Origin of the sequence: Dongia sp., from assembly GCF_041909655.1 — a bacterium.
In the GTDB taxonomy this organism is placed as follows: Bacteria; Pseudomonadota; Alphaproteobacteria; order Dongiales; family Dongiaceae; genus Dongia.
The window spans coordinates 276,154-292,234 of the sequence record NZ_JAYRDA010000004.1 but is presented as its reverse complement, the minus strand read 5'-3'; the positions used below and the strand labels follow the sequence as shown (position 1 = coordinate 292,234).

Below are 16,081 nucleotides of genomic sequence, written 5' to 3'. Positions count from 1 at the left end.
TATCGCAAAGCCAAAGTGACATTCGTTCGACAATGTCGAATAATGCCTATATGGCCAAGATCCGCATCCAATCCCTCGAGAGAGCCGATTCCATTCTGGAAATTCTGTCGGCGGCACCGCGTAACGGCATGCGCCTGCGCGACATCGCGGCGGCGGTCGAACTGGCGCCGACCACGACCGTCACTTTGCTGCAGAGCCTCGTGGGTTTGCGCTTTGTCGAGCAGCTGCCGGAGAGTGGTCGTTATCGCTTGGGGCGCCGCCTCGTTCAATTGGGCCGCCAGGTTGAAGCACGGCTCGATATCGTCGATCTGGCGCGGCCGGCTTTGATCCGGCTCTGCCAGCAGAATGGCGAGGCGGTCAATCTCACTGTGCCGGCGGCGGGCGCCATGGTGGTGGTGGAAAGTCTCTCCGGTGACATCGTCCTCAAGGAAACCCCCTTGAAGGGGCGGGACCTGCCCCTGCACGGCAGCGCTTCGGGGAAATGCTTCCTGGCTTTCGCACCGCCGCCGATGCGGGCCGCCTTTCTGGAAGCCCTGCCTCTCACCCGCCTGGCGCGCCGGACCATCGGCGATCTCAAAAAGCTGGAAGAGGACCTCACCCGTATCCGCGCCCAGGGTTATGCGACCGAGGATGACGAATACACACCGGACACCTTCGCCATCGCCGTGCCGATCCTGGATGCCAGCGGCGGCATTCAGGCGACACTCAGCATGCATGGTCCAGCCGAGCGCTTCTCGCCAAGACGGCGGCCAAAACTGCTCGCCGATCTCAGGCGCGAGGCGCAGCAGGTGAAGCGGCTATTGCCTTAGGTAAGCTTTGCCGGGAAGCCGGGCGCCCGCAGATCGGTCTTCAGCGCATCTTCCAGCAATTTGACGATCATGGGTGATTCCGCCTTGCCGCCATAGGCCGCCTTCGCCAGCACATAGGTCTGGTTGGTGATCGAGGCCAGTTCCAGCGGCACGCCGAACTCGCGCCCGAAATGCATGGCAAAGCCCAGATCCTTGAGTGCCAGATCCATCGGGAAGCCGATGTCATAGGAGCCGTTGAGGATGAGCTGCCCCTCCGTCTCATGGACGAAGGAATTGCCGGAAGAGGCGGCGATGGCGTGATAGGCCTGAGCGAGGTCGAGGCCGCCGCGCTTGGCCAGCATCAGCGCCTCACCGACGGCTTTCAAGTGAATGAAAGCCAGCATATTGGTGATGACCTTGATCACCGCCGCGGAACCCAGGGGCCCCATGTGGAAGATTTCCTTCCCCATCGCCTTCAGGGCCGGCAAGTGCTGGTCGAACATCGCCTTGTCGCCGCCGGCCAGGATCGTGATTTCGCCCTGGGCGGCGAGATGGACGCCGCCGGTGACCGGCGCTTCCATCGTTTTCACCTCCTGCTGTGCCGCGAGGGCCGCGAAGCGCTGGATCTCGTCGCGGCCCAGCGTCCCCATCTCGATCCACGAACCGCCATCCGCGAAGCCGGAGAGAATGCCGTCCTTGTCGGCCAGTACTTCCTGGGTGGCCCCTGGGCTTGGCAGGCAGGTGATCACGGTGTCGGAGGCGGCGGCGACCGCCGCGGGACTGTCGGCCCATCTGGCGCCATGATCCAGGAGCGGTCTGGCCGCTTCCTTGTGAAGATCATGCACCGTCAGGGAAAAGCCGCCGCGCTGCAGATTGGCGGCCAAATGCCGGCCGATGGTCCCCAAGCCGATGAATCCATAGCGCATGATTTCCTCCCGGACTTTTTTACTGGATGACCTTGTTGGTCATTTCGAGATGCAGATTCTTGCCGGTATAGGGATGGGCGCGGGCGACGTCCTCGTCGAGTTCGATGCCGAGGCCCGGTTCGGTCGGCGGAATGACATAGCCCGCTTCCCAGCGTACCGGCTTCTTGATGATTTTGCCGTGGAAACCGCCCCAGGTCTCGATGCTCTCCAGGATCAGGAAGTTGGGGCTGCACGCGGCGAGATGCACGTTCGCTATGCCGATCACCGGCCCGGCATAGAGATGCGGCGCGATCTGGGCGTAATAGCTTTCTGCCATGCTGGTGATCTTCTTGGCTTCGAGCAGGCCGCCGACGCGGCCTACCTGCATCTGCAGGATCGAGGCGGCGCGGTTTTCCAGCACGCGGGCGAATTCGTATTTGGTGACCAGGCGCTCGCCGGTCGCGATCGGTATTGAGGTGCCGCGGGCGACCAGGGCCATGTCTTCGGGTTTCTCCGGCGGAGTCGGTTCCTCGAACCAGAGCGGCTCGTATTTCTCCAGGCGCTTGGCGAACCGGATGGCGCCTGAGGTGGTGAACTGGCCGTGAGTCCCGAAGAGAAGATCCGCCTTGGAGCCCACCGCCTCGCGGATGAGGCGGCAGAACTTCTCGCAGAGATCCATCGATTCCAATGAGGGCTGCCGGGGATCGAAGGGCGAATAGGGGGCGGCCGGATCGAATTTGATGCCGGTGAAGCCGAGCCCCACATAATGGGCTGCGCGTTCGGCTGAGGCCTCGGCATTCCAGTAGATCGAACTGTCCTGGCCTTTGGCCGTATCCGGATAGATGTAAGTGTAGGAGCGCAGGCGCTCGTGCACGCGACCGCCGAGGAGCTCATAGACCGGCTTGCCGGTCGCCTTGCCCTTGATGTCCCAGAGGGCGATCTCGATCGCGGAGAGGACGCTCATCGCCGTCACATCGGGGCGCAGCGTGTAGCCGGAACCATAGGCGAGGCGCCACAGCTTCTCGATATGGAAGGGATCCATGCCCTCGACATAGCGTTGATACATGTCCTCGATCGCCGCCACCATGACCTTCGGGCCGAAAGCGGTGCCATAGACCTCGCCCAGACCTTCGATACCGTCATCGGTAACGAGCTTCACGAAGATGAAGTATTGGCCGCCGAAAGAGGGCGGCGGATTGCCGACGACGAAAGTCTTCAAGCCAGCGATTTTCATGGAAGAACTCTTGCGGTGTATATGGGAAGGGCGGCTGTGGGCAGGAAAACCGGCCTGCCCACAGCCTGTTATCCCGTCTAGGCGAACCACCAGCGTTGGGTGATCTTCATGCCGTCGATATCCCAGTTTGGAGCGATGACATCGGGATGCGCAACCGTTTTGGCATGCGCATTCACATAATTATAGAACATCAGAACCATGACGCCGCCGTCATCGGCCACCAATTCCTGCATTTCGGCATACATGGCGGCGCGCTTTTCCTGGTCGAGCTCGGACCGGGCCGCGGCCAGAAGTTCGTCGAAGCGGTCGTTCTTCCAGAAGGTATCGTTCCAGGCGGCACCTCCGGCATAGGCGGTGGTGAACATCAGGTCCGGGGTCGGCCGGCCCGACCAATAGGACATGCACCAAGCCTTCTTCATCCAGACGCTGTCCCAGTAGGCATCGTCCGCTTCGCGGATGACATTGATGTCGATGCCGCATTTCGACGCCGATTCCTTCATTAGCTGAGCCGCGTCGACAGCGCCGGCAAAGGCGGCATCGGCGGCGGAGAGATCGACCTGCAGGCTGGAAAGGCCGGCCTTCTTCAGGTGAAATTTGGCCTTTTCCGGGTCGAAGACATGCTTGGTGGCCGGGTCCTTCGAGAACGGCACGCCCGGTGCGATCGGGTTGTCGTTGCCGGGAGTGCCATGGCCGAGCAGCACCTTCTTCACGATCTCCTCGCGGTCGATCGCATATTTCAAGGCCAGGCGGACATCCTTGTTGTCGAAAGGCGCCACAGTGCAATTCATCGGCGCCACGTAATGGGCGAAGCCGCTGACTTCGGCGAGGTTGACATTGCCGCCCGAGGCCATGCGGCCGGAGGTCTTCAAATCCACGCGATCGATGAAATCGACACTGCCGGCACTCAAGGCGTTGCTGCGCGCCGCCACGTCGATGATGGTCAGTATCTCGATCTCGTCGAAATAGGTTTCGCGGTGATAATTGGCAAAGCGCTTGCCCTCGCCACGCACACCCGGCTCGAAGCGGGTCATCGCATAAGGGCCGGTGCCGATTCCCGATTGCCAGTCCGGCTTGCCGTCCTTGGCCGGCATGATCGGCATATGATAATCCGACACCACGTAGGGAAAATCGGCATTGCCGTCGGTCAAGGTCACGACCACCTTGTTTTTGCCGTCGGCTTTGATATCGGCGACCGTGGTCAGCAGCGACTTCGCGGCCGATTTCGAGTCTTCCGAACGGTGATGGTTGATCGAGGCGATGACGTCCTCGGCATCGACCGATTTGCCGTTATGGAACTCACTGCCGTTGCGCAGGGTGAAGACCCAGCTTTTGGCATCGTCCGAGGCTTCGAAGCTTTCGGCGAGGTCGGGGATCACTTTGCCGTCCGGCGCCACTTCGGTGAGGCTGGAGCGCAAAGATCCCCAGCCGAAGGATCCGTTGAACGTGTCGGGGAAGGTGGCAGGGTCCAGCGTGTCGGTGGTGGCACCGCTGCCCAGGGCCATGCGGAACCGGCCACCCTTCTTGGGCTCGGCGCGGACCGCCTTTACGAACATGGTCTCGGCGGCGACCGCCGTGACACCGGCGGCAATGGCAAGCTGCACAAAATCGCGGCGCGACATCTTTCCCTTCGCCGCCAGGTTTTTCATAGATTTGAGATCCATCGGACTTTTCCTCCCGTTCCTTTTGCGAATTCCGCATTGGCGCAGCACCAAACCCACGGCGAAACTACCGCTGCCGGGCCGCGCTGGTGCTATTGCGCGCTTGACAGAGACAAAAATCAAACGATGTATTATGGCCCTTAGGCCCTAAAAAATTTGTCGATCATTCCCGACCATGTCCTATCATCTCCCTCCCTTGCCCTGGCTGCGCTCGTTCGAGGCGGCGGCGCGGCGTGGTTCCTTCGCCGCCGCGGCGGTGGAATTGGGCCTCACCTCGGCGGCGGTCAGCTATCAGGTCCGGGCGCTGGAACAATTGCTGGGGCGGCCGCTCTTCGAGCGCCTGCCGCGGGGTTTGCGCCTCACTGATATGGGGAAGGCCTATCTGCCGTCGATCCGCAAGGCCTTCGGGGAACTTTCCGTCTCAACCCTGGGGATTTTCGGCCCGGAAGGGGATATCACCCTCGACGTGCGGGTTTCGGTCTCGTTCGGGGTGCTGTGGCTGGCGCCGCGGCTGCGGGCTTTCCTGGCGGAGCATCCAGCCTTCCGCATCCGCCTCTTCTCGGCGATCTGGGGTGACGCGCTACCGGCGGACGGCACCGATGTCGATATCCGTTTCGGCCATGGCGCCTGGCCGGGCTACGCCGCGCGATTGCTGATCAACGACCCGGTCGTGCTGGTGACCCCGCTGGAATCGAAAATCTCGGGTCCACACGACATTGCGGCGGGCGAGCTCATCCACATTCTGGGTGTCGAGGGCGATTGGCAGCATCTCTTTACCGCCGCTGACCGCCCGCCGCCTTTCGATCAAGTGGGCCTCACCGTCGATACGACGCTGGCCGCCCTGGAATTGGTGGCGGCGGGTGCCGGCGCGGCGCTGGTCCTTGAACGCTTCGCCCGGCCCCTGGTAGCGCAAGGCCGCATCCGCCAGGTACCGAACCTCTATCTGCCGCAGGAGCAATCGCATTTCCTGCTGACGCGCGACGGCATGGAGGCGCCGCGCGCCGAAGCCACGCTGTTCTGCGACTGGCTGCAACAGACATTGCTGGCGGAACGTGACCTTCAAACATCGGGAGCGGCTGCGCGCCGACACAAAAAGCATGGCAACTGACTTCATCATCATCGGCGCGGGATCCGCGGGCTGCGTCCTCGCCAACCGTCTGACCGCCGATGGCCGCCACAAGGTGCTGCTGATCGAGGCGGGGCCGAGCGATCGGCGTTTCGACATCGATGTGCCGGTGGGTTATGCCCGCACCTTCTTCGATCCGCGCGTCAACTGGATGTATGACAGCGCGCCGGTGCCCTCGCTCGACAACCGGGTCATCTATTATCCGCGCGGCAAGGTATTGGGTGGATCCGGCTCGATCAACGCCATGGTCTTCGCGCGCGGCCAGCGCGAGGATTTCGACGATTGGGCGGCGGCCGGCAATACCGGCTGGGGCTGGCGCGATGTGCTGCCGCATTACCGCGCGATGGAGGATCACGAATTCGGCGAAAGCGATCTTCACGGCAGCGGCGGGCCGATGCGGGTGACACAGATCGGCCGTGACGCGCATCCGGTCTGCGAAGCGTTTTTCCAGGCCTCAAAGGAACTGGGTTTCCCGCATCTCAAGGATCTCAACGGGACCGAACAGGAAGGCGTCGGCCATTACCAGATCAACACCAAGAATGGCCAGCGTCACTCGTCGGCCAAGGCTTATCTGCGCCCGGCATTGCAGCGGCCCAATCTCGAGGTGCTGACCGGCGCCCAGGTTCTGTCGCTGGTGCTGGAAGGCCGCCGCGTTGCCGGTGTCCGCTATCGCCGCGACGGTGTGGAGCAGATCGTGCGCGCCCAACGCGAGGTGATCCTGTGCGCCGGGGCCATCAATTCGCCGCAGATTCTCATGCTCTCCGGCATCGGACCGGCGGCGCATCTCCGCGAAATGGGCATCGAGGTCAAACTGGATTCCCCGGCAATCGGACAGAACCTGCAAGATCATATCTGCTACGACCATTTCTTCGAGGCGAAGGTGCCGACGCTCAACAGCGAATTGGGTGGATTTTTCGGCCAGGCCATCGCCGGCGCGAAATATGCTTTGCTCCGGCGCGGGCCGCTTTCCATGAGTCTCAATCAGGCTGGCGGTTTCGTGCGTTCCTCGCCACAGCGCGTGCGACCCAACGTCCAGCTTTATTTCTGCCCGCTGGCCTATGAAAAGACCTCACCGGACAGCCGTGCCCTGGTCAAAGTCGGCAAGACCCCGGCCTTCAGCCTCAGCGTTTCGCCTTGCCGTCCCTTGAGCCGCGGATATGTCAAATTGAAGACAGCCGAGGCCGAGGCGGCGCCGGAAATTCAGCCCAATCTCCTGGCCGCCCCCGAAGACATGGCCGAACTTCTGGAAGCGGTCGCCTTGATGCGGCGCTACGCCAGGACGCAGGCCCTGGGCGGCATCATCCAGCGCGAGACCAAACCGGGGCTCGATATCCAGAGCGACGCCGAATTCGAACGTTATATCCGGGGCTACACCTATTCGATCTTCCATCCCTCCGGCACATGCCGCATGGGACCTGATGCCGCATCCGCCGTCATCGATGCGCGGCTGAAGGTCCATGGCCTTGATGGCATCAGGGTCATTGATGCCTCGATCTTTCCCAGCATTCCTTCGGCAAATACCAATGCACCGACCATGATGGTCGCGGAAAAGGGGGCGGCGCTGATCCTGGGCGAGGCCAATTCCTGAACCATCGGATGGGATTGCAGCTTGCAAAGCATCTGGCCATCGCGGATGTCGCTGGCTATGGTTTCCTCATGACATCGACCACGACATCAAACCCCACTTCCTCTTCGGCGCGGGCGATCGGGCATATCATGAGCATCTGGGGTAAAATCATCGGCGGCGCCGCGGGCTTGGCCATGGGCGGGCCTCTGGGCGCCCTCCTGGGCGCGCTGGCGGGGCACGCGGTCGACCGCCAGATGGCGCCGGACGAGGGCGAGCAGCTCACCGACGACCGGACCGCCACCAGGCAGATCGCCTTCACCATCGCGGTGATCGCCTTGGGCGCCAAGATGGCCAAGGCCGATGGCACGGTCAGCCGTTCGGAAGTGGCGGCCTTCAAACAGGTCTTCAAGATCCCGGCCAATGAGATCAAGAATGTGGCCCGCGTCTTTGACCAGGCCAAGCGCGACGTGGCCGGTTTCGATGCCTATGCCCGGCAATTGGCGCAGATGTTCGACGAGCGGCATCCGGTGCTGGAGGAATTGCTCGACGGCCTCTTTCATATCGCCCGGGCCGATGGCGAGGTGCATGAGGCGGAAATCGCCTTCATCCGCGACGTAGCCGGGATTTTCGGCTTCGGCGATGCGGATTTTGCCCGCATCCGCGAGGCCAATCTCGGTCCCGACCTCGCCGATCCCTACCGGCTCCTGGGGGTCTTGCGCGAGCAGAGTGACGAGGAAATCCGAGCCGCTTGGCGCAAGCTCAGCCGGGAGAACCACCCAGACCGCCTGATCGCCGACGGCTTGCCGCCGGAATTCGTCGATCTCGCCAATGAAAAAATGGCCGCGATCAACGCCGCCTATGACAGGATTGCCAAGGAGCGCGGCATCAAGTAGGGGATCGGCCGCAACAGGAGATCCCCCAGAACCATGCCGCCCGCCTCACCCCTCGTCGCCTTGCGTGACGCCGCCATCACTTTCGGCGGCAAGCCGCTCTTCAGCGGCATCACCCTTACCTTGGGCAAGGGCGAACGCGTGGCCCTGGTGGGCGCCAACGGGTCGGGGAAATCGACCATCCTCAAGGCGCTTTCCGGCCAGATCGAACTCGATGGCGGCACGCGATTTCTGCAGCCGGGAACCCGGATCGGCTATCTCTCGCAAAGCCCGGATCTGCGGGCAGGTGGCTCGGTCGCCGCTTTCGTCGCGGACGCCCTGCCGGGCGCCGAGGTCGATGATTATCGCATCGCCCGCGTGCTGGATCACCTCGACCTCGACCCAACACGGGACGTGTCGACGCTCTCGGGCGGCGAGGGCCGCCGTGCCGCGATGGCGCGGGCATTGGTGGCCGAGCCGGAAATCCTGCTGCTCGACGAGCCCACCAACCATCTCGATCTTCCCACCATCGAATGGCTGGAACAGGAACTGGGCATGTTCCCCGGCGGCATCCTGATGATCAGCCACGACCGTACCTTCCTCAACGCTCTCTCGCGCCGCGTGCTGTGGCTCGATCGCGGCCGTCTTTTCGAAATGGACGGCAATTTTGCCGGCTTCGAGGAATGGTCTGGGAACATCATGGCGCAGGAAGCGGCGGAATCGCGGCGCCTCGAGAAGAAGATCGAGCAGGAAGAGTACTGGATGCAGCGCGGCGTCACCGCGCGGCGCTCGCGCAATGAAGGTCGCCGCCGCGGCCTGATGGCCTTGCGCAAGCAGCGCGCGGAAGCCCTGCGTGCCATCGGCCGCGCCAAGCTCGAACTGGGCGAGGCGGTGCAAGGCGGGCAATTGGTGATCGAGGCCGAGAAAATCAACAAGGCCTTTCCGCGGCCCGACGGGACCACGCGCTGGATCGTCAAGGATTTCTCGACCCGCATCCAGCGTGGCGACCGCATCGGCATCATCGGCCCGAACGGCGCCGGCAAGAGTACCCTCATCAAGATGCTGACCGGCGAGATCGCACCGGATTCAGGTGCGATCCGGCTCGGCACCAATGTGGCCCAGCTCTATCTCGACCAGCGGCGCGAAAGCTTCGATCTGGAAAAGACCCTGTGGCAGACACTGGCGCCGGGGGGTGGCGATTCCATCATCGCCCAGGGGCGTCAGCGTCATGTTGTGGCTTACCTGCGCGATTTCCTGTTCGACGAAAAACAGGTGACCATGCCGGTGAAAGCGCTCTCGGGTGGCGAAAGGGCGCGTTTGCTGCTGGCAAAACTTTTTGCGCAGCCGGCCAACCTCATCATTCTCGACGAGCCCACCAACGATCTCGACATGGACACGCTGGATCTGTTGCAGGAAGTCCTGGGCGAGTTCGACGGCACCGTGATCGTGGTCAGCCACGACCGCGATTTCCTCGACCGCCTCGCCACCTCGATCATCGCAGTCGAGGGCGACGGCGTGGTTGAGGAATATCCCGGCGGCTATTCCGATTACCTCGACCAGCGCAAGCAAGCCGAACGCCATGCGGTGCAGGCAAAGCCTGTATCGAAAACGCCGGCGGCGAAGCCGGTCGCCGCGGAGAACGTCGCGCGCTGGTCGTCGAAAGATCAGCGCGCGCTCGATCAGGTCGCGGACCGCATGACCACGCTGGAAGCCGAGATCAAGACCATTGAAGGCGCGCTCGGCGATCCCGAGCTCTATGCCCGCGACCCTGCGAAATTCGAGAAGGCGAGCCAGCTTCTGGTCCAGAAAAGGAACGAGCTCGAGACGGCGGAACTCCGCTGGCTCGAGCTCGAGGAATTGCGCGCTGCCGCATCGTAACCCGCGCCGGCGCGATAGTGGCGGGCGGTTAGATCGCCGCCGTCATCATAATCTCGACCTTCCATTTCGGGTCGGCGAGCTTGGCTTCGACGGTGGCGCGGGCCGGGGCGTGGCCGGCGGCGACCCATTCCTTCCAGGCCTTGTTCATCTCGGCGAAGGTCGAGATGTCCGACAGCCAGATATTCGTCTTGATGATCTTGGTCTTGTCGGTGCCGGCTTCCTTGAGGAGCGCGTCGATCTGGCCCAGGATGTTCTTGGTTTGCTCATAGACCGAAGCCGAAACCGGGTCTTCCGCCACCTGGCCGGCCAGATAGACGATGTTGTTATGGATAACGGCATCCGAGATGACCGTGGGATCGCCCAGTCGCTTCAAAGACATGATAACCTCTAAACAATTGAGAAAATTTGGAAATTTCCGGAAGGAAATCCAGGGTGCCGAGCCCGGATCGGGTCGGCCGGCGGCGCATTATGCCGATCCGGGCCCCTGCGCGCAAAGGGGACGGCGGGAAAGTGGCCAAGCGGGCATTGTGTTGTTGATTTCTGCCCGCCCAAAAGCTAAAAGGCGCCCGCAACCGCCTTCTAAAGACGTCCCCATCGTCTAGAGGCCTAGGACACCACCCTTTCACGGTGAAGACACGGGTTCGACTCCCGTTGGGGACGCCAGCGCTGTTACGCGGTCTATCCGCGGCATATTCCGAATGCGTTCGGATTGCGTCTTTCCCGTTCGATTTCCTGACCGTGGCCGCTATCGACCTGATCGACTAGGACCGCGTCTCGGAAGTTCCGCTGCGTCGCGGCGACGTGCCGCTCTCATACCACCCTTTGCTGGCATTCACGATCTTCACCAGTGACAGCATGACCGGCACTTCCACCAGCACGCCGACGACCGTGGCAAGGGCGGCACCCGAATGAAGCCCGAACAGGCTGATCGCAACGGCGACAGCCAGTTCGAAGAAATTCGACGTGCCGATGAGGGCGCAAGGGGCGCCGACATTGAACGGCACGCGCCAGGCACGGGCAACAAGATAGGCAATCCCGAAGATACCGTAGGACTGTAGCAGCAGTGGCACGGCGATGAGGGCGATCAGGAGCGGCCGGTCGAGGATGACCTGTCCCTGAAAGCCGAACAGCACGATGACCGTTGCCAGCAGGCCAATCACGGAGAACGGTTTCACGGCGCCGGTGAACCGGGCGATGGCGGCGTCGGGGCTCTCGCCGCGACGGGAGTCGCCAGCCAAATGCCGCCTTGTCCACGCGCCGGCCAGCAACGGGATGACGACGTAGAGTAGAACCGAGAGCAGCAAGGTGTCCCAAGGGACCTCGATGTCGGTAACGCCGAGCAATAATGCGACGATGGGTGCGAAGGCGAACACCATGATGATGTCGTTCACCGAAACCTGAACCAGGGTGTAGGCCGGGTCGCCGCGCGTCAATTGGCTCCAGACGAACACCATTGCCGTGCAGGGAGCCGCCCCCAGCAGGATCAGCCCGGCGATGTATTGCTGCGCATCCGCGGGCGCGATCAGATCGGCAAATACCACATCAAAGAACAGAACGCCGAGTGCTGCCATGGTGAAGGGCTTGATCAGCCAATTGACGGCAATCGTGATGACGATGCCCTTGGGCCGGTCGGCGATGTGACGGAGGCTGGCAAAATCGACATTCACCATCATCGGGTAAACCATCGCCCAGATGAGCACGGCGACGACCAGATTGACCGAGGCATATTCCAGCGCCGCAAGCGCTGCGAAGAATTTCGGGAAGAGACTGCCCAACAAAAGCCCCGCGCCGATGCACAAAGCGACCCAGACGGAGAGCCATTTCTCGAAGAACCCGATACCGCCGATCTTGGGCGCCTGGTCGGCGAGCGAAGAGTTTGTCATGCGACTTTCTTGCTGAAGAAGGTTGATTATGGGCAGCAGGACGACAAGGCGGCATCCAGCAGCCGGTTGCAGGCATTGGGCTTGCCGTTGCAGCAATCCTTGACCAGAAAGCTCAGCAACTCGCGAATGCCGTCGATTTCCGCCGCATAATAGATCGTGCGGCCGTCACGTGCCGGACTGGTGAGTCCGGCGCGCGTCAGAATGGCCAAATGCGCCGACATGGTGCTTGCCGGCACGCCGAATTTGGCCGCGAGATCGCCGGCCGGAATACCCTTGGGATGATGCTGCATCAGATGCCGGAACACGTCGAGGCGCGTCTCCTGGGCAAGGGCGGAAAGGGCGGAAATGGCTTGCGCGGATTTCATATTTCGATAAGTATGAAAATGTAAACAGCCTGTCAAGGCATGCTGCGTCGCGACCAAGCGACGTCGCGGCTTAGAAGAGCGGGCGATGGGGAGGTCACTTTGGCAGTCGCGCGACGTCGCATGCTGTTGTCGGCCGTTGCCGGTCTGGGAGCCGGCCTTTTCAATGCAACTCTCCTGACGCGGCGCGCTGCGGCACAGGAGACGTTCCGCTTTGGCCTGACCCCGGTCTTTCTGGATTCCGATATCGAATTGCTGCACGAATTGCAGACCTATCTGCGCGAGGTCATGGGGCGCGAGGTCAGCCTCATCAAGCGCCGGACCTATCAGGAAATCACGGCGCTGCTCCTATCGGGCGAGCTGGATGCGGCCTGGATCTGCGGCTTTCCGTTCGTCCAGCATGCCGATCGCCTCGCCTTGGTGGCGGTGCCGCTCTATCAGGCGCAGCCACTCTATCAATCCTATCTGATCGTGCCGGCGGACCGCGCCATCGATTCCTGGGAGGGATTGCGGAACGACATCCATGCCTTTTCCGATCCGGACAGCAATTCGGGCTACCTCGTTACGGCGGCCCTCCTGGCGCAACACGATCTGACGCCGGTGCGGTTTTTCTCGAAGACATTCTTCACCTATGGTCATCGCAACGTCATTCGCGCGGTCGGATCCGGTCTTGCCCAGAGCGGCAGTGTCGACGGCTATGTCTGGGACGTCATGAGTGAGAGAGAGCCGGATCTCGTTTCACGGACGCGGGTGCTGAGACGCTCGGAATTGTTGGGCTTTCCACCGATCGCCTGCCTGCGCAACAATCACGAAAGCGACGGCATCGGCGCGCTCACACAAGCCCTGACCGCCATGCCGGGCAGGGTGCGTGGCAAGCGGATTCTAGATATCCTGCAGCTTGACGGTTTCTCGGTCGAATCGGAAACTACTTTTGCTGGCATCGCCCAGAACTATGCACTCGTTCAGTTGAAGGGCGGTTAATGCAGGCTTTCAGTCGCCTCATTTCCTCCATTCCACTGGCGCTGCGCGTACCGCTGCTGGTTGCCCTTCTGATGGCCTTGGTTGCCATCGCCATTTCGCAGGTCGTTCTTTCGCGCCTGGCGCGCGAACAGGAGGAATCGTTACGCGGCCTGAGCACGGCCTTCATGGACGGCGTTGCGACGGCCGCGACGCCGGGCCTGCTGCGCCAGGATATCTGGGAGACCTTCGACAGCCTGGACCGCGCCCGACGGCAATATGGCGCCATCAATGTGCTCTACGTAATCGTGATACTTCCGGATGGCCAGGTGTTGGCATCTTCCGAGCCCGAGCGGTATCCAGCCACGTCAGCTTTGCCGCCCGACCTTGCCGCCCTCGTTGCGGGGGGCCGACCGCTTCTCATTGACGACGATCTCGGTCGTGCCTGGACGATCCGCGATATCGAACAGGAATCGTATCAGATCGGCACGGTCCTGGCCGAAATTGACATCAAGGATATTCTGGCGATCCGTCAGGAAGTGCTTTGGACATTGATCTTCGTGAATGGGGCACTGACGGCCGTGTTCAGCCTGTCCGGCTATTTGCTGGTGCGGCGCATGGTCCGACCGATCTCGCTCATCCAGCAGCATCTGGCGACGGTGCAATCCGGACAACCGCAGCCGATCACGGATCGGGACATCCAGGCTGCCGGCCCCGAATACCGCGATCTCTATCGCCGCTTCAACGATATGATCCGCAGTCAGGCGGAACGCGAAGCATTTGCGGCGGAACTGGCCAACCAGGAAAAAATGGCGATGCTCGGTCGTCTCGCGTCGGGCATGGCGCATGAAGTCAACAACCCGCTCGGTGGCTTGATGAACGCCGTTGATACGCTGGATGTGCATGGCGACAGGGAAAACGTGCGCCGCCGCACGATCGATCTGCTGCGCCGCGGTTTGGCGGGAATTCAGAATGTCGTGCGCGCAGCGCTGGTCACCTACAAATCGGCCCCGGGCCATGCGCGGTTAAGTCGCGCGGATCTGGAGGATCTGCCTTTCCTGATCCAGCACGAAACGGGGGCGAAGCACCTGACGCTCGATTGGCAGAATGATATCGAGGGCGATCTTCCGGTCGATGCGCCGGCTATTCGCCAGATTGCGCTCAATCTGTTGCTGAATGCCTGCGCAGCATCTTCTCTGCGCGGCGCCATTCGCTTCCGAGCGTGGGCCGACCATCACCAGCTCGTCATTTCGGTATCGGATGACGGGCCGGGATTGCCTGAGGTTGCCTACCGCGCGGTTGAGGCGGGCAGTTCCGGCGAAGGCGTGCCGGATGGGCTTGGTCTCGGTCTCTGGACGGCGGCGCGGCTTGCTGCCAGACTTATCGGAAAAATGACCCTGCAATCGGGCCCCAGCCAGGGTGCCGTCATTACGTTGACGGCACCGCTAGGTGAAGAGCGGGAGGAAGAACATGTCATCGCCACAACGCGTGCGCGTCGGCTTGGTTGAAGACGATCCGATCATGGGCGAATCCATCGCTCATCGACTGGATCTGGAAGGCTATCGGGTTGCCTGGTGGAAATCCGGCCAGGCAGCGATCGACGCCGCCAGGACGGACGCCCCCGACCTCATGGTCTGCGATATTCGTCTTCCGGACATGAACGGCGAATCGCTGTTCAATCGCCTTGTTCCGCACAAGCCGGGCCTGCCCTTCATCTTCATTACCGGATTTGCCCAGGTGGATCAGGCTGTCCGCCTGATGCGGGCTGGGGCCGCCGACTATGTCGCCAAGCCCTTTGCCATGCCGGATTTCCTCGCCAAAGTCACGGCGCTGCTGCAGCGCACCAGCAGCAAGCCCCATGCTCTCGGCCATTCGGATGCCATGGGCCGCGTCGAAGCGACCTTGCGCCGGATCGCCAACATTGATTCGACCGTCTTGCTGACGGGTGAAAGTGGTGTCGGCAAGGAAGTTGCCGCGCGTTTCCTTCATGCCGAATCCGACCGGTCGGAGAAGCCTTTCATGGCCGTGAATTGCGCGGCCATCCCCGCGGATTTGCTGGAAAGCGAGCTCTTTGGTCATGAAAGAGGGGCCTTCACGGGTGCGAGTGCCCGGCACCTCGGCTATGTCGAGCGCGCGGGCGAGGGCTTCCTGTTTCTGGACGAGATCGGCGAACTGCCACTGGCGTTGCAGGCAAAATTGCTGCGGCTTATCGAAGCCCGCCGCTTCCAGCGGCTTGGCGGCGAGGTGGAGTTGACCTGTGCCGCCCGCATCATCTGCGCCACAAATGTCGATCTCGATGCGGCGGTGCGCGATGGACGTTTTCGCTCGGATCTCCTCTTCCGCATCAGCGTCATCGAAACGCATATCCCAGCCCTGCGGGATCGCAAGGAAGACATCGTGCCGCTCCTCGATCTTTTCCGGGCGCAGTTTGCGGCCGCCTTTGGCCGCCATGTCACCGGCTTCCAGCCAGATGTGGCCGAGGCCGCCTTGTTGCATGGCTGGCCGGGCAATGTGCGTGAATTGCGGAACCGGGTGGAGCGGGCGATTGCTCTCGCCGACACGCCCTGGATTGGCCGCGAGCATTTGTTTCCCGACCTTGTACCGCAGAGCATTGGGCCGGCCGGTTTCGCGTCCTTGGCCAGCATGCGCGAACAGGTTGAGCGGCAGCATATCCGCCAGGCGCTTGACCGGGCACAGGGCCGCGTCGAAGAGGCTGCGAAACTCCTCGGTGTTTCGCGTTCGACCTTGTTCGAAAAGATGCGCCGCTTGCGCATGGATCACTGACCATCGGCCTCAAGTAGTCCGGAACACCGGACCGAACAGGATCATGGAATCCGGATTTCCGGATTCTGTT

The 16,081-nt window shown here is 62.2% G+C and carries 14 protein-coding genes and 1 tRNA gene; 9 read left to right on the top strand and 6 right to left on the bottom strand.

Features of this window, described 5'->3' with window-relative positions:
- Nucleotides 1-50 precede the first annotated feature (50 nt).
- A complete protein-coding gene (locus ACE3PR_RS10260; protein ID WP_374371332.1) occupies nt 51-809 on the top strand; it encodes an IclR family transcriptional regulator in 759 nt (252 codons plus the stop codon).
- Here the strand turns inward: ACE3PR_RS10260 and ACE3PR_RS10255 are convergent.
- The 3 genes from ACE3PR_RS10255 to ACE3PR_RS10245 all read right to left on the bottom strand — a co-directional run bounded on the left by ACE3PR_RS10255 (nt 806) and on the right by ACE3PR_RS10245 (nt 4,588).
- On the bottom strand, nt 806-1,714 hold the full coding sequence (locus tag ACE3PR_RS10255; protein ID WP_374371330.1) for an NAD(P)-dependent oxidoreductase: 909 nt from the start codon (nt 1,712-1,714) through the stop codon (nt 806-808). The genes ACE3PR_RS10260 and ACE3PR_RS10255 overlap by 4 nt on opposite strands.
- A 19-nt stretch (nt 1,715-1,733) precedes the next feature.
- Nucleotides 1,734-2,927 (bottom strand): mandelate racemase/muconate lactonizing enzyme family protein, encoded by a 1,194-nt coding sequence (locus ACE3PR_RS10250; protein ID WP_374371328.1) that lies wholly within the window; start codon nt 2,925-2,927, stop codon nt 1,734-1,736.
- A 77-nt stretch (nt 2,928-3,004) separates the two neighbouring features.
- Nucleotides 3,005-4,588 (bottom strand): ABC transporter substrate-binding protein, encoded by a 1,584-nt coding sequence (locus tag ACE3PR_RS10245; RefSeq protein ID WP_374371325.1) that lies wholly within the window; start codon nt 4,586-4,588, stop codon nt 3,005-3,007.
- A 172-nt stretch (nt 4,589-4,760) separates the two neighbouring features.
- On the opposite strand from ACE3PR_RS10245, the gene ACE3PR_RS10240 reads away from it, so the two are divergent.
- From ACE3PR_RS10240 to ACE3PR_RS10225, 4 genes are read left to right on the top strand one after another with little or no spacing between them, the layout of a single operon-like run.
- On the top strand, nt 4,761-5,693 hold the full coding sequence (locus tag ACE3PR_RS10240) for a LysR substrate-binding domain-containing protein (protein WP_374371323.1): 933 nt from the start codon (nt 4,761-4,763) through the stop codon (nt 5,691-5,693).
- Nucleotides 5,683-7,299: a GMC family oxidoreductase gene (locus ACE3PR_RS10235; protein WP_374371321.1), complete on the top strand. Its 1,617-nt coding sequence runs from the start codon at nt 5,683-5,685 to the stop codon at nt 7,297-7,299. The genes ACE3PR_RS10240 and ACE3PR_RS10235 overlap by 11 nt, the downstream gene beginning before the upstream one ends.
- A gap of 8 nt (nt 7,300-7,307) precedes the next feature.
- Nucleotides 7,308-8,171: a TerB family tellurite resistance protein gene (locus ACE3PR_RS10230; RefSeq protein WP_374371319.1), complete on the top strand. Its 864-nt coding sequence runs from the start codon at nt 7,308-7,310 to the stop codon at nt 8,169-8,171.
- A gap of 33 nt (nt 8,172-8,204) precedes the next feature.
- A complete protein-coding gene (locus ACE3PR_RS10225) occupies nt 8,205-10,025 on the top strand; it encodes an ABC-F family ATP-binding cassette domain-containing protein (RefSeq protein WP_374371317.1) in 1,821 nt (606 codons plus the stop codon).
- Between the two features lie 28 nt (nt 10,026-10,053).
- Here the strand turns inward: ACE3PR_RS10225 and ACE3PR_RS10220 are convergent, their stop codons facing one another.
- A complete protein-coding gene (locus tag ACE3PR_RS10220) occupies nt 10,054-10,404 on the bottom strand; it encodes a RidA family protein (RefSeq protein ID WP_374371315.1) in 351 nt (116 codons plus the stop codon).
- Nucleotides 10,405-10,612: 208 nt separating this feature from the next.
- Here ACE3PR_RS10220 and ACE3PR_RS10215 point away from each other — a divergent pair.
- A tRNA-Glu gene (locus ACE3PR_RS10215) sits at nt 10,613-10,688 on the top strand.
- 98 nt (nt 10,689-10,786) lie between these two features.
- Here ACE3PR_RS10215 and arsB read toward each other — a convergent pair.
- Together arsB and ACE3PR_RS10205 are read right to left on the bottom strand one after the other, a co-directional pair.
- Nucleotides 10,787-11,908 carry an ACR3 family arsenite efflux transporter gene (arsB, locus tag ACE3PR_RS10210; RefSeq protein ID WP_374371313.1) on the bottom strand — a complete coding sequence of 374 codons (1,122 nt, stop codon included), beginning with the start codon at nt 11,906-11,908 and terminating at the stop codon, nt 10,787-10,789.
- Between the two features lie 26 nt (nt 11,909-11,934).
- Nucleotides 11,935-12,273 (bottom strand): ArsR/SmtB family transcription factor, encoded by a 339-nt coding sequence (locus ACE3PR_RS10205; protein WP_374371311.1) that lies wholly within the window; start codon nt 12,271-12,273, stop codon nt 11,935-11,937.
- A 99-nt stretch (nt 12,274-12,372) separates the two neighbouring features.
- On the opposite strand from ACE3PR_RS10205, the gene ACE3PR_RS10200 reads away from it, so the two are divergent.
- From ACE3PR_RS10200 to ACE3PR_RS10190, 3 genes are read left to right on the top strand one after another with little or no spacing between them, the layout of a single operon-like run.
- Entirely contained in the window at nt 12,373-13,251 is an 879-nt protein-coding gene (locus tag ACE3PR_RS10200) for a PhnD/SsuA/transferrin family substrate-binding protein (protein WP_374371309.1), read from the top strand.
- Nucleotides 13,251-14,735, top strand: a complete 1,485-nt coding sequence (locus ACE3PR_RS10195) for a sensor histidine kinase (protein WP_374371307.1) — start codon at nt 13,251-13,253, stop codon at nt 14,733-14,735. Before ACE3PR_RS10200 ends, ACE3PR_RS10195 begins: the two co-directional genes overlap by 1 nt.
- Nucleotides 14,698-16,011: a sigma-54-dependent transcriptional regulator gene (locus ACE3PR_RS10190; RefSeq protein ID WP_374371305.1), complete on the top strand. Its 1,314-nt coding sequence runs from the start codon at nt 14,698-14,700 to the stop codon at nt 16,009-16,011. The genes ACE3PR_RS10195 and ACE3PR_RS10190 overlap by 38 nt, the downstream gene beginning before the upstream one ends.
- Nucleotides 16,012-16,081: the final 70 nt, after the last annotated feature.

Coding starts and splice junctions, on each gene's coding strand:
- ACE3PR_RS10260 (WP_374371332.1), top strand. CDS start 51: ATGGCCAAGATCCGCATCCAATCCCTCGAGAGAGCCGATTCCATTCTG.
- ACE3PR_RS10255 (WP_374371330.1), bottom strand. CDS start 1,714: ATGCGCTATGGATTCATCGGCTTGGGGACCATCGGCCGGCATTTGGCC.
- ACE3PR_RS10250 (WP_374371328.1), bottom strand. CDS start 2,927: ATGAAAATCGCTGGCTTGAAGACTTTCGTCGTCGGCAATCCGCCGCCC.
- ACE3PR_RS10245 (WP_374371325.1), bottom strand. CDS start 4,588: ATGGATCTCAAATCTATGAAAAACCTGGCGGCGAAGGGAAAGATGTCG.
- ACE3PR_RS10240 (WP_374371323.1), top strand. CDS start 4,761: ATGTCCTATCATCTCCCTCCCTTGCCCTGGCTGCGCTCGTTCGAGGCG.
- ACE3PR_RS10235 (WP_374371321.1), top strand. CDS start 5,683: ATGGCAACTGACTTCATCATCATCGGCGCGGGATCCGCGGGCTGCGTC.
- ACE3PR_RS10230 (WP_374371319.1), top strand. CDS start 7,308: ATGGGATTGCAGCTTGCAAAGCATCTGGCCATCGCGGATGTCGCTGGC.
- ACE3PR_RS10225 (WP_374371317.1), top strand. CDS start 8,205: ATGCCGCCCGCCTCACCCCTCGTCGCCTTGCGTGACGCCGCCATCACT.
- ACE3PR_RS10220 (WP_374371315.1), bottom strand. CDS start 10,404: ATGTCTTTGAAGCGACTGGGCGATCCCACGGTCATCTCGGATGCCGTT.
- arsB (WP_374371313.1), bottom strand. CDS start 11,908: ATGACAAACTCTTCGCTCGCCGACCAGGCGCCCAAGATCGGCGGTATC.
- ACE3PR_RS10205 (WP_374371311.1), bottom strand. CDS start 12,273: ATGAAATCCGCGCAAGCCATTTCCGCCCTTTCCGCCCTTGCCCAGGAG.
- ACE3PR_RS10195 (WP_374371307.1), top strand. CDS start 13,251: ATGCAGGCTTTCAGTCGCCTCATTTCCTCCATTCCACTGGCGCTGCGC.
- ACE3PR_RS10190 (WP_374371305.1), top strand. CDS start 14,698: ATGTCATCGCCACAACGCGTGCGCGTCGGCTTGGTTGAAGACGATCCG.